Genomic DNA, 22705 nt, shown 5'->3' on the forward strand with positions numbered 1-22705 from the left:
CCATCGGTCCCGCTCGCTGTGCCACGCTGGGCGGCATGAGTGACGTGATCTTCCGCGAGGCCGTCCGAGCCGACCTGCCGGCCGTGGTCGCCCTGCTCGCCGACGACGTGCTCGGCAGGACCCGCGACTTCACGGAGGTCGACGCCGCGTACGAGAAGGCGTTCGCCGACATCGACGCCGACCCGCGCAACCAGCTGATCGTGGCCGACGCGGGCGGTGAGCTGCTCGGCTGCATGCAGCTCACGTACATCCCCGGCCTGGGCCGGCACGGTGCGGAGCGGCAGCTGATCGAGGCGGTCCGGGTCCGCTCCGACCTACGCGGGCGGGGCCTCGGCCGGCAGATGATCACCTGGGCGGTCGACCAGGCGAAGCAGCGTGGCTGCGCCCTGGTCCAGCTCACCACCGACAAGACCCGCCAGGACGCCCACCGCTTCTACGTCAACCTGGGCTTCCTCCCCACCCACGAGGGCATGAAACTCCCGTTGCCGATCAGTGTGCAAATATAGGCACATGATCAACAGCTGACCGTTGCCGGCCAACGGTCCTCGTCTGATCCGCTTGCGCGGCGCGAGGTTGACGCTTCGTCGCCACCCGCCCCGCAAGCGGGGTCTTACGGTCGGCTCCACGTCCGTTTAGCGTCTCCGGGCCACTCCCGGCGACTACCAGCTTCGCGAGGTTCCGTGCCGCGTTCTCATCCCGGCGATCATGCAGTTGTGGTGCCCCGCAAAAGGGGCGAAGCGGCGAACAACTCCCACCACAACTGCATGATCGACGCGAGCGGGGCGGCGGGCGCGACGCGAGGGGTGGCGGGCGGAGCGGGCGGGGGTCAGGTGGGGAGGAGGTGGCCGTCGCGGAGGGTGAGGACGCGGTCGGCGAGGTCGATCAGGGCCGGATCGTGGGTGGCGACCAGCGCGGTCATGCCCCGGGCGTGCACGACCGCCCGGAGCAGATCCATGATCGACCGGCCGGTCTCGGAGTCGAGTTGGCCGGTGGGCTCGTCGGCGATCAGCAGGTCCGGCTCGTTGGCCAGGGCCCGCGCCACCGCCACCCGCTGCTGCTGCCCGCCGGAGAGCTCGTACGGGCGCTGGCCCGCGTGCCCGCCGAGGCCCACCAGCTCGAGCAGCACCGCCACCCGCTCCTCCCGCTCGGCCGCCGGGACCCGCGCCAACCGCAGCGGTACGCCGACGTTCTCGGCGGCGGACAGGATCGGCACCAGCCCGAAGGTCTGGAACACGAAGCCGACCGTGCCGCGGCGCAGCTCCAGCAGCTCCTTCTCACCGGCGCCGGTGACGTCGTGCCCGGCAACCACCACCCGGCCCGAGTCGGGCCGGTCCAGCCCGCCCACCAGGTTCAGCAGGGTCGTCTTGCCCGCCCCGGAGCGACCGCGCACGGCCACCAGCTCGCCCCGCCCGGCCGAGAACGACACGTCCCGTACGGCGTGCACCGCGTGCTCGCCGCGGCCGAACGTGCGGCTGACCCCCTCCACCCGGACCACCTTGTCGGTGACCGTGGCGCCCGCCACCGCCCCGGCCGACCGGCCGTCCGACGTCACGTCGTGCTCGCTCATGATCCCGCCCCGCTGTGCTCGGCGCGGTCGACCGGATCGACCACGCGGTACCGACTGATGCCCCGTCCGCCCACGGCGACGGCCTTCCGTCCGCCCACGGCGACGGCCTTCCGCCCGCCCACCGCGACGGCTTCCCGCCCGCTCACCGTGGCGATGCCACGCCCGCTGGCCGCGCAGGCCTCCCGACCGCTGACCGTGGCGATGCCGCGACCGCTCACCGTGTCGTCTCCCGCTCGTCCTGCGGCCGGTCGCCCGGGCGTACCTCCACGTGGTCCGGCTCCAGGTTGAGCCGCACCCGGTCGCGCAGCGACAACGCGTCCACGAACGGCGCCGGCAGCTGCATCCGGCCGCTGCGGTCGAGCACGGCGTACTCCTCGCTTACCAGTTCGGTGCTGCCGTCGGCGCCGATCCGCGCGGTCCGGCGTACCTCGGAGGCGGTCCGGCCGTCGCGGATCGCGACGGTCCGGCGGACCTGGGTGGCCACGGCGTGGTCGTGGGTGACCACCACGATGGTGACGCCGAGCTCGGCGTTGATGGTGCGCAGCGCCCCGAAGACGTCGGCGCCGGTCGCCTCGTCCAGCTCACCGGTCGGCTCGTCGGCGAAGAGCACCTCGGGGTCGTTGGCCACCGCCACCGCGACCGCGCAGCGCTGCTGCTCGCCGCCGCTGAGCTGCCCGGGCCGCCGGTCGGCGCAGTGACCGACCCCGACCAGGTCGAGCAGCTCCCGGGCCCGCTCGCGGTGGGCGCGCCGGCCGCCGCGCCGCCCGGCGAGCCGCATCGGCAGCTCGACGTTCTCCAGCGCGGTCAGGTACGGCAGCAGGTTGCGGCCGGTCTGCTGCCAGACGAAGCCGACCATGCTCCGCCGGTAGCTCAGTCGCCGCCGGGTGGAGAGGTTGAGCAGGTCGTAGTCGCCCACCCGGGCGATGCCGGCGGTGGGCGTGTCGAGCCCGGAGAGGATGTTCAGCAGCGTCGACTTGCCGGACCCGGAGGCGCCCACGATCGCCACCAGCTCGCCCCGGTCGATGACCAGGTCGAGCCCCTGCAACGCGACGACCTCCACCCCCTCGGTCTTGAAGATCCGGACCAGCCCGTCGCAGACGATGTGCCCGCGCAAGCGGTCCCGGCCACCCGCCCGCTCGGCCGCACGCTGGGCGGCCCGCTGTTGCAGGGCGGCCAGGTCCGGCACGGCGGTGGTCTCCGCGGTAGCGGTCATTGTCAGTTCTCCTCTCCGAGCCGGAGCACCTCACCGAGGCGCATCCGGCGGTTGTTCAGGGCCTCGACGGCGACCGCGAAGCCGAGGGCGAGCGCACCGAGCGCGACGACCGCGGCCGCCAGGCCGGGCTCGAACGCCACCCGGACCTCGACCCCGTCGGTGAAGGCGGACAGGCCGAGCACCGGGGTGAGCAACAGCGGCAGGAGCGTGCCAACCAGCGCACCGGTCACCACCGAGACGCCCACCAGCGGGACCAGCTCCACCAGCAGCAGCCCGCGCCACTGGCGTCGGGACAGGCCGAGGGTGCGCAGCCGGGAGAGCACCTGCCCGCGCTCGCGGGCACCGGCGAGCACCGTGAAGGCGATCGCGAGCAGGCCGAGCGCCGTCCCACCGGCGGCGCCGGCCGTGAAGCCGAAGGCGAGCACCCCGTTGGCGCCGCTCTCACCCACCTGCCGGCGGGTGTCCGCGAAGGTCAGCAACTCCACGCCGCGCGGGCGCTCCCGGCCGGTGACGGCCCCGCCGGTCTGGAAGCGGGACTGTCCCGCGTCGCCGACCCGGCGCAGCGCCTCGCCGTCCAGGTCGTCGCCGGCCACCAGGAAACCGGTCGGCACGGCGGCGTAGTCCCGCCGGGGCAGGGACTGCCAGGGCAGGACGACGAACCGGCTGCTCTCCGCGCGCAGCAGCGGGAAGCTCTCCGCCTGCCCGGCGACCCGGAACTCGTACCGCTGGCCCTGGGCGCTGACGAAGGCGGAGCCGTCGAGGCCGGCGTCGGCCAGCTCGGCGGCGACCGCCGGGGAGACCACCGCGGGCAGCGGGCCGCCTCCCCCGGCGGGGGCGAGCAGGGCCGCCGGCACGGTCACGTCGACGCCGGACTCGCGGACGATCCGGGCCAGGGCCGGACCGTCGACCATGAGTACGGTCACCCCGCCGAGCCGGGTCTCGGTGCCGATGGCGTCCTTCGCCAGGCGTTGGCCCGCCTCGTGCAGCACCGGGCTCGCGGCGCGGACCCCCGGCAGCCGCTCCAGCTCGGCGCCCGTGTCCGGGGCGATCCGGTCCCCCAGGATCAGGGCGTCTGCGGGCACCACCCGGCTGGCGGCCCGGTCCCGGCTCGCCTCGATCCCGGCGGCCGTCACCGCGCAGAACGCCGCGGTCGCGATGGCCAGCACCACGACCACCAGCGGCACGGCGACGACGGACCGGCCGGCCCGGGCGGTGCCCAGGAAGGCGACGCTGCCCCGGGCCCGGGCCGCGAGCCGGCTGACCAGCCGCAGCGGCCACGGGTACAACCGCATCGCGACCACCGCCGCGGCGACGGCCAGCAGCACCGGCACGGAGACCAGCAGCGGGTCGACCTCGCCGGGGGTGAGGCCGCGGCGGCGCAGCAGTACGACGGCGAGACCCGCGAGGACCAGCAGCCCCGCCTCCACCGTGAGGCGACGCGCGGAGGGGCGCGACCGGATCAGGTCGCGCCGACCGGCACCGCCCCTGGACGCGGCGAGGGTGGCCACCGGCAGCGCGAGGGCCACCAGGACGGTCGCGGCGACGGCAAACCACAGGGTCCCGCCCGGTGCCCCCGGGGCGAGGCCACCGACCAGCCAGCCGAGCGCGCCGGCGGGCGGCACCACCAGCAGCGCCTCGGTAAGGCTGCGGCCCGCGCTCGTGGTGGCCGCCCCGCCCCGGGCCCGCAGCAGGGTGAACTCCGACCGGCGGCGGCGCACCAGCAGCCCGGCGGCCAGCACGACGAGGCCGGCCAGGGTGGCCAGTACGCCCGCGGCGATGACCCCGAGCACCGTCCGGGCGCTGTCCACCTCGGCGGCGAACTCCCCCAGCGGGATGTCCAGCCCCTGCACGATGTTGCGGCCTTCCGCCTCCCGGGTCAGCTGCTGGAGTCCGTCGATCACCTGGTCCAGCTCGCGTGCGTCGATCCCGTCGGCGCCCATCCGGTAGCGCCAGCTGAACGCCAGCGGCCAGCCGGCGACGGCCTGACGGTTCAACGCGGCGGCCTCGACGACCCCCACGGCGATGAAGGGATCACCGTCCCCGGGCGGCTCGCCGACCCGCAGCAACGGCGGCAGGCCGTCCCAGAACCCGTCGGTGTCGTCGCGGGGCGCGAAGAGACCGACCACGTCGACCGTGGCGCGGGGCGGGGCAGTGGGCGAGACGGGTCCCGGCGCGGCGAGGGTGAGCCGGCTGCCGACCCGCAGGTTCAGCTGGCGGGCCACGTCGGCGGCCAGCGCCACCTGCACCGGCTCGCCCTTCGGCGCGTCGGCCGGCCAGCGCCCGTCGACAAGCGTGCCGGCCTCCTCCGTCCCGGACACGGCCCGCAGGCCAAGGTCGACCAGGAGGTTCTTCGCCGCCAGGTCCGGACCGACCACCCGGCTGGGCCTGGTCTCGGCGGTGAACCACCGCCGCTCGACCATCCGGCGTACGACCGGCGGCATCCCGGCCTCCAGCGTCGCCAGGTCGCCCTGGCGGGTGGCCACCGGGGAGCCGCCCTCGTTCGTCGGGACGAGCGGACCGGTCGAGTACGTCACGTCCCGCTGCTGCGCCGGCACGGTGCCCAGGTGCGCCCGTAGGCCCTGCTCGGCGTGCGCGTTGACGATCCTGGGCACGCCGCTGATGACAAGCGTGGCGACCAGCGTCAACGCCGCGAGGAGCAGGAACTGCCCGCCGTACGCCCGAATCCGGCGGGCCACCGCCCCGATGCTCACCACGCCCCGACTCCGCTCCTTCTCGTCCCTACGCTCCACCCGGTCACCGGTCTCCCCCGATCCGCAGCTGCGCCACGGCCACCCGCTGCCGGATGCCGAGGGCGATGAAGGCGCTGAAGGCGAGTGCCGCCAGCAGCAGGCCGAGCGCGGTCAGGCCGATGGGCAGCCAGGGCAGCACGAAGGCGGCCTCCGGCACCGGCCGGCCGGCGGACGGCGTGAGGATGACCAGCGGGGCCATGGTCGCGCCGACCGCGGCGCCCAGCAGCAGGCCCACGCCGACGCCGATCCCGGCCAGGAAGGTCTGCTCGGCCAGCAGCGCCCGGGCCAGCAGCCGGGGGCTCGCGCCGAGCGTGTGCAGCACGGCGAACTCCCCCAGCCGGTGCCGGGCGGTCGCCCAGACGTCGACGATCAGGCCGACCAGGGCCAGCAGCACCGAGCCGAGCGCCGCGGCGAGCAGCCCCGTGCGGGCCCCCTGCCAGTACGGGTCGCCGGCGGCCCGCTCGGCCACCTCCCGCCGGTCGAGCAGCGTGGCGCCGGTCAGGTCGGCCGCCGCGCGGGCCGCCTCGGCGTGGCCGGCGCCCTCGGTGCCCAGCCACCACTCCGGCACCGGCCGGACCCCACCCCGGTCCCGGATCAGCCAGTCCGCCGCCGCCGGCAGGTCCAGCAGCACACCCTCGCCGGCCGCGGACGGCACCGCGTCCAGCTCGCCGACCAGCGTGACCGGCAGCGTCGCGCCGGACAGCACGAGGTTGACCGTGTCGCCGACGCGCAGGCTCAACGCGTCGCGTACGGCCGGGGTCATCAGTGCGGGTACCGGCCGGTTCTCGCCGGCCGGCACCACGGCGAAGCGGCTCGGCGGCTGGAACGCGAACCGGCCGCCCTCGCGGTACTCGACCTCCCAGTCGGCCTTCAGCCCGGCGGCCGTGGCCGACGCACCGACCGGTTTGCCCTGGCCGTCGACGGCCACCCACCCGCCGTCCAGCGACGCCGGCCGGGCCGTGCCGTCGGCGCCGACCAGCCGCAGGTCCGACACCTCCAGGCGGTACGCCCGCCCGCGCGCGCTCCCGCCGTCGGCCTCGAAACCGGACAGTCGTAGGGCGCCCTCCCCGGCGGGGACGGCGACGGTGAACGGCGCCGACCGGCCGTCGCTGCCGCTGCTGCCCGCCGGAAGCCGGAAGGCCAGCCCGTCCGCCCGGGTCAGCAGCACCCAGAGGCCGATCTGGTGCGGCGTGACGGCGTCGCGCACGGGGGTGCGCACCGTGCCGGTGAGCGACCGGGTGCCGGCGGGCAGTTCCAGCCCGCTCGGCGCGCCGCGCGCCCGGGTCAGCCGGTCGAGCAGTGCCGGCGCGGGCTCGTCGGTCAGCCTCTCGTTGAGTCGCAGCACGCCGGCAGCGGCCGCGGCGTCGAGGCTCACCACCGTCGTCGGCAGGTCGGCGCGGCCGAGGCGGATCTCGTCCCGCCAGGCCGGCAGCGCCTCGCGGACGCCGGGCAGCGCGGCGAGCTGACCGGCCCGACCGTCGGGTGCCGAGCCGGTGCGCTCGACGACCCGCAGGTCGGCGCCGACGGTGTGGTCGGCCTGGTCGGCCTGCGACAGCTCGCCCGTGGTCACCAGCGACCACGCCAGGGTGCTGCCGCCGACGGCGAGGGCGAGCAGCAGCACGGGGCCGGCGTGCGGGCGGCGCCCCGCCTGCCACATGCCGAACATGGTCGCGGTCCACGGTCTGCGGTCGACGAACCGCTCGGCGAACCGGGTCGCGGGCGGCAGCAGCCGCAACGCCACGACCGCGCCGGCCAGCACGCCCAGCGTCGGCGCCGCGACCAGCAGCGGGTCCACTCCGAGCCGGCCGGCCGCCCCGGCGACCGGCGACGAGTACTGGCGCAGCTGGGTCCAGGCCAGCACCGCGAAGCCGACCAGCACCAGGTCGAGGCTGGCCCGCTGGACGCTCGCGGCGCGGGTGGGCCGGGACCGGGCCGCCATGTCGGCGACGTAGGTGCCGGCCCCCCGCAACGTCGGGACGACCATCGCGACCAGGCAACCGGCGGCGGTGGCGGCCGCGGCGGCCCAGATCAGCGTGGTGTTGCCGGCGGCGAGCGTCAGCGGGGTGGCCCCGCCGGTGCCCACGTGCCGCAGCGCCTCGCCGGCGATCAGGGGCCCCAGCACGCCGGCGGGCAGGACGACCAGGGCCGCCTCCCGGGCCGCCAGGCCGGCCAGTTGCCGCCGCGCGGCGCCCCGGGCCCGGAGCAGGGCGGTCTGGCCGCGCCGGTCCTCGTGCAGCAGGGCGGCGACGAGCACCAGCGCGTACCCGCCGAGGACGACGATCAGCAGCAGCGGGGTGGCCAGCGAGGAACGGCCCACCAGGTCGGCCCGGGTGACGCGGTCGAGGAGCCGGTCGATCGCCGTGACGGTCTGGCCGGAGGAGCCCAGCCCGGCCGCCTCGGGCACCTCGGCGAGGGCCGCGGTGAGCGCCTGCCGCACGTCGGACAGCCGGCCCGCGCCGGCCGCCGCCGCGAGGTCCGGCTCGACGACCCAGGACGCCGACACCGAGCCCGGGTACGTGGCGACGAAGTCCGCCGGGTCCAGCACGAACGGCCCGTACGAGGTGCCGGCGTCCGCGGCGCTGCCCGCCCCGACCCCGGGTGCCAGCCGCCAGTACGGGTCAGCCGCGTCGCGGGGGCGCCAGGTCCCGACGAGCACGACGGTGCTGGCCTCGTCGGACCGGCGGTCCAGCATCGGCACCCGGTCGCCGACGCTCATCCCGAGCATGCCGGCGACCTTCTCCGGCAGGGTGACCTGCAGCGGCGAGGCTCCCGGGGCGGGCCAGGCGCCGCCGGTCAGCTCAGCGTGGCGGGGCAGGTCGTCGAGGGCCGCCAGGGTGGCGAAGACCGGGTCGTCGTCGCGGGCCACGGGACCGAGATCGCCGGTCAGCTCGCGGCCACCGCCGTAGCGGGCGGCGTCGACGGTGACCGGCGCGCCGCCGAGGCCGGCGGCGAACCCGTCCCGGACGGCCCGGTCCCGGGCGGCGAACTCGGCCGCGTCCCGGCCGGCCGCGCCGCTGACCAGGAGGCTGCGCTCCTCGAACGACGCCCCGCTGAGCAGGGCACGCTGGCCCGCCTCGACGGCCCGCCGGTTGTAGTCAGAAAGCCCGGTGACCAGCGCGACCGCCACCAGGGCCGCGACCACCGCGGCGAGCAGCAGCCCACGCGCCTCGCGGGCCCGCCTCCACACCAGCTTCATCCGATGCCCTCCCCTGGCCCGCTGTCGGGCCGACGACCAGGGAGAGCGGTGACGTGCCGGGAAAGGTTCGCGCCCGTTACTTGATCGTTATCCGGAGGCGCCCGACCGGTGGGCGGGGCCGGCGACCCGGCGAGGATGGCGCGGTGCGCGGATGTGCTTCGATCACCGGATGGAGATCGTTCTCACCGCCCTGATGGTGGCCGTCGTCGCGCTGCTCGCCGCCCAGTTGCCGGGCAGGACGGAGCAGGCGCGGACCGCGTACCGGCTCGCCGAGATCGAGCGCCGGCTCCGGCTGGTGATGGACCACCTGGGCGTCGTGGACGCCTCGCCCGTGCCGCCGGAGGTGGCACAGCACCTGGCCCGGGGCGACAAGATCAAGGCGATCGCCGCGTACCGGAAGGCGACCGGCGCGGACCTGCGCTCGGCCAAGGAGGCGGTGGAGGCGTACGGCGACCGCCGGTGACGGCGGGCACGCGTCCGGCCGGCGCCAGCGGGACGGCGGCGTCGGGCGGGCCGGTCAGCGGGGGCGGTCGCGGTCCTTGGAGGGCTGCACGCGCTTCGGCTCGCCGGGCATCTTCGGGTGGTCCGGCGGGTAGGGCATGTCGCCCTGGCCGGCGGTGTCGTCCCGGTCGGCCCACTCCAGCAGCGGGCTGATGTCCCACGCGGTGTCGTCGATGCCGGCGTGCGGATCGCCGCGCTCGGCCAGCCGGGCCGGGACGGTGCGCAGGTCGAAGTCGTCGGGGTCGACGTCGGGCAGCTCGTCCCAGGTGACCGGGGTGGACACGGTGGCCCGGGCGTTGGCCCGCAGCGAGTACGCGCAGGCGATCGTGCGGTCGCGGGCCATCTGGTTGTAGTCGACGAAGACGCGCTCGCCGCGCTGCTCCTTCCACCAGGCGGTGGTCACCAGCTCCGGCCGGCGCCGCTCCAGCTCGCGGGCCAGCGCGATGGTGGCCCGGCGCACCTCGGTGAACGTCCAGCGTGGCGCGATCCGCAGGTAGACGTGCACGCCACGGCCGCCGGAGGTCTTCGGCCAGCCGGTGACGCCCAGCTCGTCGAGGAGCCCGCGCAGCTCCCCGGCGGCGGAGACCGCGTCGGCGAAGTCGGTGCCGGGCTGCGGGTCGAAGTCGATGCGCAACTCGTCGGGGCGGTCGACGTCGGCGGCACGCACCGGCCACGGGTGGAACACGATGGTGCCCATCTGGGCGGCCCAGGCCACGTGGGCCAGGTCGGCCGGGCAGAGCTCGGCCGCGCTGCGACCGCTCGGGAAGCTGATCGTGGTCGTGCGCACCCAGGGCGGCACGCCCCGCGCGGGCACCCGCTTCTGGAAGAACGCCTCCCCCTCGACGCCCTCCGGGAAGCGCTGCAACGTGGTGGGACGCTCGCGCAGGGCGCGCATGATGCCGTCACCCACCGCGAGGTAGTAGTGGAAGACGTCGGCCTTGGTGAAGCCGCGCTGCGGGAAGATGACCCGGTCGGGGCTGGTCAGCCGGACGTCGTGCCCGGCCACCTCGATCAGTTCGGCCGCAGCCTTCGTGCCACCCATTGCGCGACCATATGCCACACCCCCGACGTCCGACGTACCGTTGGCGGGTGAGTCTTGACGAGAGTGAACTGCCCCGTACCGAGGAAGAGTGGCGGGTCCGGCTCAGCCCGGAGGAGTTCCGGGTGCTGCGGGAGGCCGGCACCGAGCGCCCGTGGACCGGCGAGTACGTCGACACGAAGACGCCGGGGATGTACCACTGCCGGGCCTGCGGCGCGCAGCTCTACCCCAGCGACATGAAGTTCGACTCGCACTGCGGGTGGCCCAGCTTCGACGACGCGATCCCCGGCGCGGTCAAGGAGATCGAGGACCGCAGCCTGGGGATGAGCCGCACCGAGATCCGCTGCGCCCGGTGCGACAGCCACCTGGGTCACGTCTTCCGGGGCGAGGGTTTCACCCCGAAGGACACCCGGCACTGCGTCAACTCCGTCTCCATCCGGCTGGAGCCGCGCGCCGACGCCTGATCCGGCGCCCGGGTTCAGGCCGCCCGGGTCGGCGTCAGCCCGGCCATCAGCGAGACCTCGGCCGCACGCGAGCGCTCGACGCGGCCGGCGAAGTCCCGTACGCGCGGGTCGGCGCCGACCTTCTGGTGCGCCCGGGCCAGGTCGGCCGCCGCCTCCTGGTGCGGGACGAGCAGGCCGAGCAGGACGCGGTCGACCTCGCCGTCCGGGGCGGCCCGCAGGCGTGCCATGTCCTCGGCGGCGGTCCCGTGCTGTCCGTGGTCGTGCCGGCGGGCGGCCTCGGCGGCCTCCGGCCCGGCGTCGCGCAGCCAGCCGCGCATCGTGGCGAGTTCGTCGGTCTCGGTGACCTCGATGGCGGCGACGAGGGTGTGCAGCTTCCGGTCGGTCACCCGGTCGCGGCTGAGCCGCACCATCTCCAGCGTCTGCTCGGTGTGTGCCGCCAACATGGCCAGGAAGACCACGTCCAGGCCGTTCATCTCGGTCCGGCTGGCCGCGGCCGGCCCCGGCGGCACGGGGGCGGACGACGCCGGGGCGGTCCGCGCGGCGCAACCGGGGACGGTCAGCAGGACGGCGAGCAGGGCGACCGTGGGCAGCCGTCGCATGGCGTACTCCGATCCGGGAAGGGTGACGGGTGCGGGCGCCGGGGGACGGGCCGCACCCGTCCGGTCAGACCTGCGTCCAGAGCGCCGGCACGTGCGGCGGTTCCCAACCGGGGATCGCGGTGTGCGCCTGCCGGCAGCGGTACGCCAGCCCGCCGTAGGTGACCTGGTCGCCGACCTGGTAGGCCCGGCCCGCCGTCCAGCTGCCGCCCGGCGCGGGCGGGGTGGTCGGGGCGGCGGTGGGGGTCGGGGTGGGCGACGGGGCCGGCGGGGTCGGGCTCGGGGTGGGCGACGGGTTGCCGCCCCCGCCGACCTGGAGGTCGACGCAGGAGTAGAACGCGTTGGCGGTGTCCGCGATGTTCCACACGGCGAGGACCTTCTGCCGTCCCGGGTAGCCGCCCAGGTTGACGGTGTGCGAGACGGTGGCGCCGGGCTGCTGCCCGCCGCCGTTGAAGACGGCCACCCGGGTGCCGCCGATGAAGTACTCCCAGTTGCTGGTGGCGTGCCGGGCGGTGTTGGTCCAGGTGAAGGTGACGGAGCTGCCGACCGAGGTGGCGGGCCAGCCCCGGCTGTCGTCGTTGAGGACGGCGAACTGGGCGATCCCCGCGTGGCAGCTGCGCAGCCCCTTCGGCCCCTCGACGCTCTGCGGCTCGTACTTGATCTGCCCGCAGTCGGGGACCCGCCCCTGGGCGCAGAGCGCCTGGCGGCTCGGCGGGCCGGACACGTAGCCGTGGGCCTGGGCGGGCGCCGCGACGGCGAGTGCGGAGACGACGGCACCCGTCGCCACGAACGGGATGGTGATTCTTCGACGCATGGTGGCAGCTCCTTCGGACTTGAGCCTGGTGAGGTGCCACTCAACATAAATTAAAGCTTGTTAACAGTAAAGACTCCTGTCGATAGAAACATCGCGCCTTCTGCACACGCAGGGTGACCGTCAGAGCAGCAACAGGCTGCCCCGCTCGTCCACCCGGTCGGCGGACTCGTCGTCCAGCCAGACGCCACCGGTGGCGAGGTAGCGGAAGCGGTACTCCCCCGGGCCGAGTCGCACGGTGACCGTCCGGGTGCCGTCCCGACGCGGGAGGAGTTCGTGCCGCCCCGGCTCCCAGCCGTTGAAGGAGCCGACCACGCTGACCGGGCCGGGCGGGGTGTCGCGGGGCAGGCTGAAGGTGACCCGTACCTGGTTGCCGAAGAGCTTGTTCCGCTTGATCATGTCGTGTTCCTCCGGGGTCGCGCGCGGTCACCCGGTACAACGCCCGACACGCCGGGGGCGACACGCCGCCACCCCGGAGTGACCTGGGCCGATCCGCCCGCCCGGCCCGGTCCGGTTGCCGCACGATCGGGGAAACGTGTCGGCCTTCGGGGGGTTCTGTCGTGGCGACGTGCGAGGTCTGCGGTAACGACTACTGGATGGCGTTCGAGGTGCGGACCGTCAGCGGCGACGTGCACACCTTCGACTGCTTCGAGTGCGCCGCGCACAAGCTGGCGCCGATCTGCGAGCACTGCCAGGTCAAGATCGTCGGGCACGGGGTGGAGGTGTCCGGCCGGTTCTTCTGCTGCGCGCACTGCGCCCGCGCGGAGGAGGGCGCCCGGGGCGCCGAGATCCGCGACGCGGTAGGCGCCCGCCCCGCCTGAGGCCGGCGGTCGGCCGGCCGTCGCCGCAATGACCGGCCGGGCGCACCGGCGGCACGCGGGGCGGCTGGCCCACGGGCCCGGCCTACCATCGGGGAGTGCCACAGCTCCCCGTGCCGAGGACCGCCTCGTTCGCCGAACTCGACGCCCGCACCTTCCACGACCTGCTCCGGCTCCGGATCGACGTGTTCGTGGTGGAGCAGGCGTGTCCGTACCCGGAACTCGACGGGCGCGACGTCGAGCCGGGCACCCGTCACCTCTGGCTCGACGACGGCGGCGCGCCCCTGGCGTACCTGCGGATCCTCGCCGACCCGGGCGGCGTGGCGCGGATCGGGCGGGTGGTGGTGGCGCCGAAGGCGCGCGGCGGCGGGCACGCGGGCCGGCTGATGGCCGCGGCGCTGGAGCTGGTCGGCGACCGCCCCTGCGTGCTGGAGGCCCAGTCCCACCTGGTCGGCCTCTACGCCCGCCACGGCTTCGCCGTCGCCGGCCCCGAGTACGTCGAGGACGGCATCCCGCACACCCCGATGCGCCGGGAAGGCATTGACCGAAGCCGATAAATATGGCAGCCTCCGGGCAGAGCCGTCGCGGAAGCCACGCAGCGCGCACGGGAGGGGCAACTCCCGGGCCGTCCGGGCGTCGTCGTCCGACCTCTCCTCCCGGGGGCTCCCCATGTCCACTCAACCTCGCACCTCCCGCCTGGCGTGGCTGCTCGCCGTCGCGGCGACCGCCGTGCTGCTGCTGACCACGGCCCTGGCCAACCCCGTGTCGGCGCACGGCTCCGTGGTGGACCCGGCGTCACGCAACTACGGCTGCTGGCAGCGCTGGGGCAGCGACTTCCAGAATCCCCGGATGGCCACCGAGGACCCGATGTGCTGGCAGGCCTGGCAGGCCAACCCGAACGCCATGTGGAACTGGAACGGCCTGTTCCGCGAGGGCGTCGCCGGCAACCACCAGGCCGCCATCCCCAACGGCCAGCTCTGCTCCGGCGGCCGGACCGAGGGCGGTCGCTACAACGCCCTCGACACGGTCGGCGCCTGGAAGACCGCCCCGGTCTCCAGCAACTTCCGGGTCCGCCTGTACGACCAGGCCAGTCACGGCGCGGACTACATCCGGGTGTACGTGACCAGGCAGGGCTTCGACGCGCTCACCGAGCCGCTGGGCTGGGACGACCTGGAACTGGTCGGCCAGATCGGCAACACCCCGGCGTCGGGGTGGAAGCCGGAGCCCACCGGCGTGTCCATCGAGATCCCGGCGAACGCGCCGGGGCGGACCGGGCGGCACGTCGTCTACACCATCTGGCAGGCCAGCCACCTCGACCAGTCGTACTACCTGTGCAGCGACGTCGACTTCTCCGGCGGGCCGACCAACCCGCCGCCGACGACGCCGCCGACCACTCCCCCGCCCACCACGCCGCCGCCGACCACCCCGCCGCCCACGACCCCACCGCCGGCCGGGGCCTGCACGGCGACGTACCGGGTGACCGGGCAGTGGACCGGAGGCTTCCAGGGCGAGGTGACGGTGACCGCCGGTGGTGGGGCCGTCAGGGGCTGGTCCGTGACCTGGACCTACGCCAACGGCCAGCAGGTCACGTCGGCGTGGAACGCGACCGTGACCACCAGCGGCACGCGGGTCGTCGCCCGCAACGCGGAGCACAACGGGTCGCTGGCCCCCGGGGCGAGCACCACGTTCGGCTTCCTCGGCTCGTGGTCCGGCACCAACAGCGTGCCGACACCCACCTGCACGACCGTGGTCTGATCCGCACCGGAACCCCGGCCGGGGTCGCAGCCCACTCCCTCCGGGCGCGACCCCGGCCGGCCCGCGTAGGCACCCTCAGGCCGCTGTCGACCTGCCCCACCGGTGAGACCGCCGCCGGACCGCGCCGCCCCGCCCCACGGGGCAGCTCGACAGCGGCCGAAACGCCACCTCGCCACCGCCCGGCGGTGCGGCGGGCAGTCGTGCGTCAGACGAGGCCGTTGACGATGTCGGCGACCGAGCGGCGACGACCGGTGTAGAACGGGATCTCCTCCCGAACGTGCCGGCGGGCGCCGGAGGCCCGCAGGTCACGCATCAGGTCGACGATCCGGTGCAGCTCGTCGGCCTCGAACGCGAGCATCCACTCGTAGTCGCCGAGCGCGAACGAGGCGACCGTGTTGGCCCGCACGTCCGGGTAGCCGCGGGCCATCTTGCCGTGCTCGGCGAGCAGCTCGCGCCGCTCGGCGTCCGGCAGCAGGTACCACTCGTAGGAGCGGACGAACGGGTAGACGCAGACGTAGGAGCGCGCCTCCTCGCCGGCCAGGAACGCCGGGATGTGGCTCTTGTTGAACTCCGCCGGCCGGTGCAGCGCCATCTGCGACCAGACCGGGGTGAGCGCCCGACCCAGCGTCGTGCGGCGGAACCGCAGGTACGCGTCCTGGAGGTCGTCGCTGGACTCGGAGTGCCACCAGATCATCAGGTCGGCGTCGGCGCGCAGCCCCGAGACGTCGTACGTGCCGCGGACGACCACGTCCTTGCCTGCCAGCTCCGCGAAGAGCGCCTCGACCTCGCCGGTGACGTTGTCGCGCAGCGACGGCAGCGGGCTGGTGGCCCGGTACACCGACCACATCGTGTAGCGGATGCTGTCGTTGAGCTCCCGCAGCCGGGCCGCGTTGGTCTGCTCGGTCATGTCCCCGGTCCTCCCAGTGCTGTGATGATCTCCTCGGCCGCCGTCTCGCCGGAGCGGACGCAGATCGGGATGCCCACCCCGTCGTACCCGGCGCCGGCCAGGGCCAGGGTCGGGTGGCTCGCCCGCAGGGCCGCCCGCGCGGCGGCCACCCGGTCGGCGTGCCCCGGGGTGTACTGCGGCAGCGACCCGCCCCAGCGCTGCACGTGGCCGGCGACCGGTGCGGGCAGCGGCACGCCGAGCACCGCCGACAGTTCCCGGTGCACGGTGGCGGCCAGGTCCTCGTCGGTGCGCTGCACCTGCCGTTCCTCGCCGTAGCGGCCCACGGAGGCGCGGACGAGCGCCAGCCCGTTGGTGCGGCGCAGGTGGCCCCACTTGGTGGTGAAGAAGGTCGACGCCTTGATCAGCAGACCCTCGGTGCTCGGCACCAGGAAGCCGGACAGCTCCGGCAGTTCCGGCTCGGGCAGCGCCAGGGTGACAAGCGCGACGCTGGCGTAGTCCAGCCCGCCGACGCCCTCGGCCACCTGCGGGGCCGGGCCGCCGAGCAGCCGGGCCGCCGGGCGGGCCGGCACGGCCAGCACCACGGCGTCGACGTCGACCGACTCCGCCTCGCGGGTGGGGCCGACGGTCAGCCGCCACCCGGCCCCGGTCGGGGTCAGCTCGCGCACCGCCGCGCCCCGCCGGATCGTCGCCCCGCTGGCCGCCGCCGCGGCCTCGACCAGCGTGCTGAGCCCGCCGGCCAGGGTGCCGAAGACCGGCGCCCCCGGCGCGCGGGGGGCCGCGGCCTGCGCGGCGCGCACCGCGCCCACCAGGGTGTGCTCCACCCGGGCGGACCGGGCCAGCGCGGGCATGGTGGTGGTCAGGGAGAGGTCGTCGGCCCGGCCGGCGTAGACGCCGCCGAGCATCGGGTCGACCAGCCGGTCGACCACCTCGTCGCCGAACCGGGCCCGGACCAGCGCGCCGACGGAGACGTCCTCGTCCGCGCCGAGCAGCGGACGGCCGGCGTCGACGTCGGCGTCCGCCGCCGGCCGCGCGACCGTGGCCACCCGCTCCAGGTCCCCGGGTACGCCGACCAGCGTGCCGCCCGGGATCGGGCGCAGCCCACCGTCGACCACGAGCGCGGCCTGCCCGACGGTGGGGTGCACGATCCGCTCGCCCAGGCCGAGCCGGCGGACCAGGGCCACGGCCGCGGACTCGCCCCCTGCCGGGTCGCGCATCAGGAACGACTCGGCGCCGAACTCCACAGGTGAGCCGGCCAGCTCCCCGGTGCGCAGTTTGCCGCCGAGCGCGCCGGACTGCTCGTACACCGTGATCTCGGTGCCGGCGGGAGCGCGGTCGCGCAGCCGGACCGCGGCGGCCAGCCCGGCGATCCCGCCGCCGACCACCGCCACCCGCCACGGCGCCCGCATGCCGCTCAGCCCCGGTCGCCCGACTCGGCGGACAGCTCGTGCACCAGGGCGACCACCCGGGTCAGCACGTCGGGGTCGGTCTCCGGCAGCACCCCGTGCCCCAGGTTGAACACGTGCCCGGGGGCGGCCCGGCCCTGCTCCAGGATCCGCCGCACCTCGGCCTCGACCACCGGCCACGGCGCGAACAGCACGCACGGGTCGAGGTTGCCCTGCACGGCCCGCTCCGGACCGATCCGCCGGGTCGCCGCGTCCAGCGGCGTACGCCAGTCGACGCCCACCACGTCGGCGCCGGCCTCGCCCATCGCGCCGAGCAGCTCGCCGGTGCCCACGCCGAAGTGGATCCGGGGCACGCCCGCGTCGGCCAGCCCGGCCAGCACGCCCGCCGAGTGCGGCAGCACGAAGCGGCGGTAGTCGGCCTCCGACAGCGCGCCGGCCCACGAGTCGAAGAGCTGCACCGCGGAGACCCCGGCGGCCACCTGCACCCGCAGGAACTCCAGCGTCACCTCGGCCAGCCGGCCGCAGAGCGCGTGCCACAGCTCCGGCTGGCCGTACATCATCGCCTTGGTCTTCGCGTGGGTCCGCGACGGGCCGCCCTCGACCAGGTAGCTGGCCAGGGTGAACGGCGCGCCGGCGAAGCCGATCAGCGGGGTGTCGCCCAGCTCGGCGACGAGCATCCGGACCGCCTCGTCCACGTACGACACGTCGTCGCGGGTGATCGGCCGGATCCGCTCCACGTCGGTCAGGGTGCGCACGGGCTCGGCGACCACCGGGCCGGTGCCGGGCACGATGTCCAGGTCCACCCCGGCGGCGGCGACCGGCACCACGATGTCGCTGAACAGGATCGCGGCGTCCACGCCGTGCCGGCGTACCGGCTGGAGGGTGATCTCGGTGACCAGGTCGGGGCGGCGGCAGGACTCCAGCATCGCCACGTTGGCCCTGATCGCGCGGTACTCCGGCAGCGACCGGCCGGCCTGGCGCATGAACCAGACGGGGATGTGCGGGCCGGGCTGACGCCGGCAGGCCCGGACGAAGGGCGAGTCGGCCGGTCCGCCGGGGCGGGGGTCTTCGTCTCGGGCGTCGGCGCCCGTCGTCGTGGTGCTCATCGCGGCCATCGTGCCACGGGGGACGCGACCGGCAGCGGGCAGCGCCGCCTTTTGTGACCCGGGTCAGCCCACTGGCGGCGGACACCCACGGGACACCCGCTCCAGGCGGCGGCTGCGGCCCCGGCCGGGCAGTGGCGGCGGCCCCGGCCGGGCGGTGGCGGCGGCCCCGACGTCGGACGGCGTCGGCGCGCCTCTCGGGCGGGCGGGCGGCCGGCGGCATAGGCTGCCGGCATGGCCCCCCCGATCGCGCTCCCGGAGACCTTCGCCCGCGCGGTCACCGGGCTGCGGTCCGCGGCGCCCCGGTCGGAGATCGTGCTGGAGGAGGTCGGCGCGCCGCAGCGGCTCGCCCCGTACGCCTTCGCGCTCTCCGCCACCGTCCTGCGCGACGGCGAGGAGGTGGCCTCCGGGCGGCTCATCCTGCTGCACGACCCGGCCGGCCACGAGGCGTGGCAGGGCACCCTGCGGCTGGTCACCTACGTGACGGCGGAGCTGGAGGTCGACCTGGCCGCCGACCCGCTGCTGCCGGGGGTGGGCTGGACGTGGCTGACCGACGCGCTTGATGCGCAGGACGCGGAGCACCGGGCGATCGGCGGCACCATCACCCAGACCATGTCGACGCGCTTCGGCGACCTGGCCGGGCCGCCCGCCGCCGGCGACATCGAGATCCGCGCCTCCTGGACGCCTGTCGACGACGATCTCGCCCCGCACCTGCTGGCCTGGTGCGCGCTGCTGGCCTCGACCGCCGGGCTTCCCCCGCCCGGGGTGACCGCGCTGCCGGAGCGTCGCCCCGCCGGCGCGGCCTGACCCCGCGACGGGTCACCTCACAGATACTTCTCGGCCTCGTTGCAGACCTTATCCATGCCCTGGATGGCCCTGTCGTAGGCCGCCTTGTTGCCGTTCGCCGCCGCGGCGAGCGCGGTGGTGAGCTTGTCGAGGCAGTTGGCGATGACCTTCTTCTGCCGGGCCTGCTCGTCCCGGTCGTTGCGGGTGCCGGTGAGGTCCTGCTCGGTGTCGCCGAGCTTGTCCCGGACCGCCTGGAGGTCGGTCTTGAGCTTCTCGATCTCCTTGCCGTTCGCCGTGATGGTGCCGTCGCGCTGGCTGACCTCGCTGGCCATCTTCTTCTCGGTCCGGTCCAGCTCGTTGGTGGTCGACACGAACAGGCCGGTCATCACCCCGCCGAGGACGAAGAGCAGCCCGGCCACGACCGCCAGGACGAGCACCTTGTGGCTCTTGCGGGGGCCGCCGGGCGCGGGGGCGCCGAAGGGCGGGGCGGAGCCGGGCGGGGCGGACATCGGCTGTCCGAAGGCCGGCCCGGAGGCCGGGGGGACCGACATCGGCTGCCCGAAGGCCGGCCCGCCGGAGGCCTGACCGGCGTGGGGCGACGCGCTGCCGGGGCCGTAGCCGGGCGACGCCGGCGGAGCCGACTGCGGGTATCCGGAGGGCCCGGCCGGCGGCGCGGACTGCGGGTAGCCGGCGGACGGGGCCGGGTTGTACTGCTGCGGCGCCGGGGCGTACTGCTGGCCGGCGTCCTGCTGTTCGGGCGTGTACGGGCGCGGGCTGCCGTAGGTGGTGCCGTGCGGGGCGCCGCCCGACGGCGGCTGACCGGGCGCGGCCGGCGGGTACGGCGGGTAGCCCTCCGGCCCGGTCGGTGGCTGGGACATGTCGTTCTACCTCCACGGGTGCTGGTCCGGGCGCGTGAGCGGCCGGGCCGAGGGGGTGGGTTGGGCGCTGACGGGGTCAGCAGATCTTGAAACCGTCGCAGGCGACCTTGATGGGTACGGCGAGACCGATCCCCTCGGCGTTGCGGGCCTTGGCGGTGGCGATGCCGACGACCTGCTTGCTGCCGTTGATGACCGGGCCGCCCGAGTTGCCGGGGTTGATCGGGGCGTCGAACTGGATGACCGGGCCCTCGCCGCCGCCGGCCTCGCGGAAGGCGCTCACCACGCCGGTGGTGACGCTGTCCTCCAGGCCGAGCGGCGCGCCGACGACCACGATCTGCTGCCCGGACTTCACCGCGGCGGGCGCCGCGACCAGGCCGGTGAACTTGCCGTTGGTCCGCAGGTGGGCGACGTCGTTGGCCTCGTCGACGCGCACGATGGTCGCCGGGAAGCGCTGGTCGGTGCGCTCCAGGAAGACCTCCCGCTCGCCGGTCTGCCAGAGCGCGTCCACCACGTGGTAGTTGGTGAACAGGTTGGTGCCCCCGCCCGCGGCCGGCTTGCCGATCGCGAAGGCGGTGCCGGTGGAGTTGCCGGCCCGGACGCGGAACACGCTGGGCAGCACGGCGCTGGCCACGGCCTCCGGGTTGAACGCGGCGCCGGCCTGCTTCTCCAGCGCCCCCGCCCGGGACTCCAGGCCGTCGAGCCGGGTGCCGTCGGCCGCCTGCGCCGCCGCCACCCTGCTGTCGGTGTCGCCAAGCCGGTTCGAGAGCCGGTTGATCTGGTACGCCTGCACGCCCGTCACCACGGCCAGCAGGCCGGCGAGCACGAGCGCGGTGACGGTGAGCCCGCGCCCCTTCGTCGCCGGCACCGACCCGGCGGGGTACGGCTGGCCCGGCCCGGGGCCCTGGGGGTGGCCGTGGGCGGGCGGCTGGCCGGGGACACCCGGCGGCGTCGACCCGGACGCGGGGGGCCAGCCGGGCCCCGGGGTGGCCCCGGGCGGCGTCGACGGGCCCGGGGTGGTGGACGGCGCGCCGCCGTGTCCCCAACTGCCGACGGCGGGTGCGGCGGCGGGGGCGGGGGCCGGGGCCGCGCCCCACTGGCCCGGCTGCGTCGGCGGCGACCAGGCGGGGCGGGGGGCCGGGGGCTGCCCGGGGGCGCCCGGCGGCAGGTACGCGGAGCCGACCGGCTCGATCCGGGGCGGCAGTGGCCCGGGGCGGGCCGTCCCCGGCGGGAACCCGCCGTCACCCGGTCCCGCCGGGCCCTTGTCCGCCGACCCGTAGCCAGTCATGATCGCCTTGCCCTCCCCGTAGACGCCCCGCTCCGCACGCGGACCCTGATGATGCCGTACCCGCGCAACGGCCCGATGGACCGTACCTGCGTCAACGGGCTTTGTCTTCCCCTATGTCCGGCCCCGGAAGGACATCCGGCGGTCGCCCGGCGACACACACCGGACCGGCTTCACCCACCGCGTCGTGTCGCGCACTAGGGTTGTCAGGTGACCGACGAACCACCCCTGCGCCGTCGGCCCGCCGAAAGCCGTACGGGAAACGATGCGCACCACCCGCCGTCGGCCCGACCGGAGCCGGAGGCCGCGGGGACCGAACCGACCGCCGACGGGCCCGTTCCGCTGACCGCCCCGCGCGAGGGCACACCCCAGCCGGCGGCCACGCCCGGCGAGCTGGACGACGTCGTGGCCCGCTTCGCCGCAGGCACCGGCCCCGTCGCCCTCGACGCCGAGCGCGCCTCCGGCTACCGCTACAGCCAGCGGGCCTACCTGGTGCAGCTGCGCCGGGCCGGTTCCGGCACGGCGCTGATCGACCCGCTGCCGCTGCCCGACCTGAGCGCCCTCGACACGGTGATCGGCGAGGCCGAGTGGGTGCTGCACGCCGCCAGCCAGGACCTGCCCTGCCTGGCCGAGCTGGGGCTGCGGCCCCGCCGGCTGTTCGACACCGAACTGGCCGCCCGGCTGGCCGGATTCGAGCGGGTCGGCCTCGCCGCGCTGACCGAGCAGCTACTCGGCTACAGCCTGGAGAAGCACCACTCGGCGGCCGACTGGTCGAGCCGCCCGCTGCCGGAGTCCTGGCTGACCTACGCCGCGCTCGACGTGGAGATGCTTGTCGACCTGCGCGACGCGCTCGACGAGGAGCTGGCCCGGCAGGGCAAGTCCGCGTGGGCGGTGGAGGAGTTCGCCGCGCTGGTCCGCACCGGCGCCCGGCCGCCGAGGGTGCGGGCCGAGCCGTGGCGCCGCACGTCCGGCATCCACCGGGTGCGCGGCGCGCGGGCCCAGGCCCGCGTCCGTTCCCTCTGGTACGCGCGGGACCAGATCGCCGCGCGGCGCGACGCCGCCCCGGGGCGGGTGCTGCCGGACTCGGCCATCGTCGCGGCGGCGGAGCTGGATCCGAGGGACGAGAAGACCCTGCTCACCCTGCCCGGCTTCGGTGGCCGCTCGGTGCGCCGGCTGGCCCGCACCTGGCTCGCCGCGCTCGACGACGCGCGGCAGCTGCCCGAGGACGCGCTGCCGGTCGCCCCGACGGTCGAGGGTCCCCCGCCGCCGCACCGCTGGGCGGAACGGGACCCGGTGGCGGCGGCCCGGCTGGCCCGCTGCCGGGAGGTGGTGGTCCGGATCGCCGGCGCGCACCAGCTGCCGCCGGAGAACCTGATCGCCCCCGACTCGATCCGCCGGCTGGCGTGGGTGCCCCCGGAGGAGGTCACGGAGGCGGCCGTCGCGGAGACCCTCCGGGGCTTCAACGCCCGCGAGTGGCAGATCGCCCTGCTCCTTCCCGCCCTCACGGAGGCCCTCACCGATCCGCCCCCCGCCCCTTGACCCGGCGGTGTGGGGTGGGCCACACGGGGGCGGGTGCCAGTGTTGGTTACTGGCGAGTAGCATCCGGAGGAACACGCCCGTGCCGGCGACCTTCGTC

At 75.6% G+C, this 22705-nt stretch carries 21 protein-coding genes; 8 read left to right on the forward strand and 13 right to left on the reverse strand.

What is annotated here, in order from left to right; all coding sequences use genetic code 11:
* Positions 1-35: 35 nt before the first annotated feature.
* On the forward strand, positions 36-506 hold the full coding sequence (locus tag ACGFNF_RS03105) for a GNAT family N-acetyltransferase (RefSeq protein ID WP_393165397.1): 471 nt from the start codon (positions 36-38) through the stop codon (positions 504-506).
* A 320-nt stretch (positions 507-826) separates the two neighbouring features.
* On the opposite strand, the gene ACGFNF_RS03110 is transcribed toward ACGFNF_RS03105, so the two are convergent.
* The 4 genes from ACGFNF_RS03110 to ACGFNF_RS03125 all read right to left on the reverse strand — a co-directional run bounded on the left by ACGFNF_RS03110 (position 827) and on the right by ACGFNF_RS03125 (position 8726).
* On the reverse strand, positions 827-1567 hold the full coding sequence (locus ACGFNF_RS03110; protein ID WP_393165399.1) for an ABC transporter ATP-binding protein: 741 nt from the start codon (positions 1565-1567) through the stop codon (positions 827-829).
* A gap of 214 nt (positions 1568-1781) precedes the next feature.
* Positions 1782-2780 carry an ABC transporter ATP-binding protein gene (locus ACGFNF_RS03115; RefSeq protein ID WP_357578782.1) on the reverse strand — a complete coding sequence of 333 codons (999 nt, stop codon included), beginning with the start codon at positions 2778-2780 and terminating at the stop codon, positions 1782-1784.
* A 2-nt stretch (positions 2781-2782) separates the two neighbouring features.
* Entirely contained in the window at positions 2783-5494 is a 2712-nt protein-coding gene (locus tag ACGFNF_RS03120) for an FtsX-like permease family protein (RefSeq protein ID WP_393165401.1), read from the reverse strand.
* A 40-nt stretch (positions 5495-5534) separates the two neighbouring features.
* On the reverse strand, positions 5535-8726 hold the full coding sequence (locus ACGFNF_RS03125; protein ID WP_393165403.1) for an FtsX-like permease family protein: 3192 nt from the start codon (positions 8724-8726) through the stop codon (positions 5535-5537).
* Between the two features lie 169 nt (positions 8727-8895).
* On the opposite strand from ACGFNF_RS03125, the gene ACGFNF_RS03130 reads away from it, so the two are divergent.
* The gene (locus ACGFNF_RS03130) at positions 8896-9189 is read left to right on the forward strand and encodes a hypothetical protein (protein WP_357578779.1); all 294 of its coding nucleotides are present in this window, start codon (positions 8896-8898) and stop codon (positions 9187-9189) included.
* A gap of 54 nt (positions 9190-9243) precedes the next feature.
* On the opposite strand, the gene ligD is transcribed toward ACGFNF_RS03130, so the two are convergent.
* The gene (gene ligD, locus ACGFNF_RS03135; protein ID WP_357578778.1) at positions 9244-10269 is read right to left on the reverse strand and encodes a non-homologous end-joining DNA ligase; all 1026 of its coding nucleotides are present in this window, start codon (positions 10267-10269) and stop codon (positions 9244-9246) included.
* A gap of 47 nt (positions 10270-10316) precedes the next feature.
* Here ligD and msrB point away from each other — a divergent pair, with 47 nt between their 5' ends.
* Positions 10317-10730 carry a peptide-methionine (R)-S-oxide reductase MsrB gene (msrB, locus tag ACGFNF_RS03140; RefSeq protein WP_393165406.1) on the forward strand — a complete coding sequence of 138 codons (414 nt, stop codon included), beginning with the start codon at positions 10317-10319 and terminating at the stop codon, positions 10728-10730.
* 14 nt (positions 10731-10744) lie between these two features.
* Here msrB and ACGFNF_RS03145 read toward each other — a convergent pair whose 3' ends face one another.
* From ACGFNF_RS03145 to ACGFNF_RS03155, 3 genes are all read right to left on the reverse strand, one after another.
* Positions 10745-11329, reverse strand: a complete 585-nt coding sequence (locus ACGFNF_RS03145; RefSeq protein WP_393165408.1) for a DUF305 domain-containing protein — start codon at positions 11327-11329, stop codon at positions 10745-10747.
* A gap of 64 nt (positions 11330-11393) precedes the next feature.
* Positions 11394-12140 carry a lytic polysaccharide monooxygenase gene (locus ACGFNF_RS03150; RefSeq protein ID WP_357578775.1) on the reverse strand — a complete coding sequence of 249 codons (747 nt, stop codon included), beginning with the start codon at positions 12138-12140 and terminating at the stop codon, positions 11394-11396.
* A gap of 120 nt (positions 12141-12260) precedes the next feature.
* Complete coding sequence (locus ACGFNF_RS03155; RefSeq protein WP_132233095.1) at positions 12261-12536, reverse strand: isoamylase early set domain-containing protein; 276 nt, start codon at positions 12534-12536, stop codon at positions 12261-12263.
* Between the two features lie 161 nt (positions 12537-12697).
* On the opposite strand from ACGFNF_RS03155, the gene ACGFNF_RS03160 reads away from it, so the two are divergent.
* The 3 genes from ACGFNF_RS03160 to ACGFNF_RS03170 all read left to right on the forward strand — a co-directional run bounded on the left by ACGFNF_RS03160 (position 12698) and on the right by ACGFNF_RS03170 (position 14710).
* Positions 12698-12958: a Prokaryotic metallothionein gene (locus ACGFNF_RS03160; RefSeq protein WP_151457740.1), complete on the forward strand. Its 261-nt coding sequence runs from the start codon at positions 12698-12700 to the stop codon at positions 12956-12958.
* 95 nt (positions 12959-13053) lie between these two features.
* Entirely contained in the window at positions 13054-13512 is a 459-nt protein-coding gene (locus ACGFNF_RS03165; protein ID WP_393165411.1) for a GNAT family N-acetyltransferase, read from the forward strand.
* Between the two features lie 112 nt (positions 13513-13624).
* The gene (locus ACGFNF_RS03170; RefSeq protein ID WP_393165413.1) at positions 13625-14710 is read left to right on the forward strand and encodes a lytic polysaccharide monooxygenase; all 1086 of its coding nucleotides are present in this window, start codon (positions 13625-13627) and stop codon (positions 14708-14710) included.
* A 205-nt stretch (positions 14711-14915) separates the two neighbouring features.
* On the opposite strand, the gene hemQ is transcribed toward ACGFNF_RS03170, so the two are convergent.
* The 3 genes from hemQ to hemE are packed head-to-tail and all read right to left on the reverse strand — an operon-like array spanning position 14916 to position 18126.
* Positions 14916-15617, reverse strand: a complete 702-nt coding sequence (gene hemQ, locus ACGFNF_RS03175; protein ID WP_357578771.1) for a hydrogen peroxide-dependent heme synthase — start codon at positions 15615-15617, stop codon at positions 14916-14918.
* Complete coding sequence (gene hemG / locus ACGFNF_RS03180) at positions 15614-17023, reverse strand: protoporphyrinogen oxidase (RefSeq protein ID WP_393165415.1); 1410 nt, start codon at positions 17021-17023, stop codon at positions 15614-15616. Before hemG ends, hemQ begins: the two co-directional genes overlap by 4 nt.
* 5 nt (positions 17024-17028) lie before the next feature.
* Positions 17029-18126 carry a uroporphyrinogen decarboxylase gene (gene hemE, locus ACGFNF_RS03185; RefSeq protein WP_393165417.1) on the reverse strand — a complete coding sequence of 366 codons (1098 nt, stop codon included), beginning with the start codon at positions 18124-18126 and terminating at the stop codon, positions 17029-17031.
* A gap of 231 nt (positions 18127-18357) precedes the next feature.
* On the opposite strand from hemE, the gene ACGFNF_RS03190 reads away from it, so the two are divergent.
* Positions 18358-18930, forward strand: coding sequence for a DUF3000 domain-containing protein (locus ACGFNF_RS03190; RefSeq protein ID WP_393165419.1), 573 nt, complete (start codon positions 18358-18360; stop codon positions 18928-18930).
* A gap of 17 nt (positions 18931-18947) precedes the next feature.
* On the opposite strand, the gene ACGFNF_RS03195 is transcribed toward ACGFNF_RS03190, so the two are convergent.
* Together ACGFNF_RS03195 and ACGFNF_RS03200 are read right to left on the reverse strand one after the other, a co-directional pair.
* Positions 18948-19787 carry a hypothetical protein gene (locus ACGFNF_RS03195; RefSeq protein ID WP_357578767.1) on the reverse strand — a complete coding sequence of 280 codons (840 nt, stop codon included), beginning with the start codon at positions 19785-19787 and terminating at the stop codon, positions 18948-18950.
* A gap of 76 nt (positions 19788-19863) precedes the next feature.
* The gene (locus ACGFNF_RS03200; protein ID WP_393165421.1) at positions 19864-21072 is read right to left on the reverse strand and encodes a trypsin-like peptidase domain-containing protein; all 1209 of its coding nucleotides are present in this window, start codon (positions 21070-21072) and stop codon (positions 19864-19866) included.
* Positions 21073-21279: 207 nt separating this feature from the next.
* On the opposite strand from ACGFNF_RS03200, the gene ACGFNF_RS03205 reads away from it, so the two are divergent.
* The gene (locus ACGFNF_RS03205; RefSeq protein ID WP_393165423.1) at positions 21280-22608 is read left to right on the forward strand and encodes a ribonuclease D; all 1329 of its coding nucleotides are present in this window, start codon (positions 21280-21282) and stop codon (positions 22606-22608) included.
* The last annotated feature ends 97 nt before the right edge of the window (positions 22609-22705 follow it).

The organism is Micromonospora sp. NPDC048868, from assembly GCF_043198195.1.
Lineage (GTDB): Bacteria > Actinomycetota > Actinomycetes > Mycobacteriales > Micromonosporaceae > Micromonospora > Micromonospora reichwaldensis.

Excerpts from the sequence above, each read along its gene's own strand:
- ACGFNF_RS03145 (WP_393165408.1), bottom strand. The coding sequence starts at position 11,329 with ATGCGACGGCTGCCCACGGTCGCCCTGCTCGCCGTCCTGCTGACCGTC.
- ACGFNF_RS03190 (WP_393165419.1), top strand. The coding sequence starts at position 18,358 with ATGGCCCCCCCGATCGCGCTCCCGGAGACCTTCGCCCGCGCGGTCACC.
- ACGFNF_RS03105 (WP_393165397.1), top strand. The coding sequence starts at position 36 with ATGAGTGACGTGATCTTCCGCGAGGCCGTCCGAGCCGACCTGCCGGCC.
- hemE (WP_393165417.1), bottom strand. The coding sequence starts at position 18,126 with ATGAGCACCACGACGACGGGCGCCGACGCCCGAGACGAAGACCCCCGC.
- ACGFNF_RS03155 (WP_132233095.1), bottom strand. The coding sequence starts at position 12,536 with ATGATCAAGCGGAACAAGCTCTTCGGCAACCAGGTACGGGTCACCTTC.
- ACGFNF_RS03130 (WP_357578779.1), top strand. The coding sequence starts at position 8,896 with ATGGAGATCGTTCTCACCGCCCTGATGGTGGCCGTCGTCGCGCTGCTC.
- ACGFNF_RS03125 (WP_393165403.1), bottom strand. The coding sequence starts at position 8,726 with ATGAAGCTGGTGTGGAGGCGGGCCCGCGAGGCGCGTGGGCTGCTGCTC.
- ACGFNF_RS03110 (WP_393165399.1), bottom strand. The coding sequence starts at position 1,567 with ATGAGCGAGCACGACGTGACGTCGGACGGCCGGTCGGCCGGGGCGGTG.
- ligD (WP_357578778.1), bottom strand. The coding sequence starts at position 10,269 with ATGGGTGGCACGAAGGCTGCGGCCGAACTGATCGAGGTGGCCGGGCAC.
- ACGFNF_RS03115 (WP_357578782.1), bottom strand. The coding sequence starts at position 2,780 with ATGACCGCTACCGCGGAGACCACCGCCGTGCCGGACCTGGCCGCCCTG.
- ACGFNF_RS03170 (WP_393165413.1), top strand. The coding sequence starts at position 13,625 with ATGTCCACTCAACCTCGCACCTCCCGCCTGGCGTGGCTGCTCGCCGTC.
- hemQ (WP_357578771.1), bottom strand. The coding sequence starts at position 15,617 with ATGACCGAGCAGACCAACGCGGCCCGGCTGCGGGAGCTCAACGACAGC.
- ACGFNF_RS03150 (WP_357578775.1), bottom strand. The coding sequence starts at position 12,140 with ATGCGTCGAAGAATCACCATCCCGTTCGTGGCGACGGGTGCCGTCGTC.
- hemG (WP_393165415.1), bottom strand. The coding sequence starts at position 17,023 with ATGCGGGCGCCGTGGCGGGTGGCGGTGGTCGGCGGCGGGATCGCCGGG.
- ACGFNF_RS03200 (WP_393165421.1), bottom strand. The coding sequence starts at position 21,072 with ATGACTGGCTACGGGTCGGCGGACAAGGGCCCGGCGGGACCGGGTGAC.
- ACGFNF_RS03195 (WP_357578767.1), bottom strand. The coding sequence starts at position 19,787 with ATGTCCCAGCCACCGACCGGGCCGGAGGGCTACCCGCCGTACCCGCCG.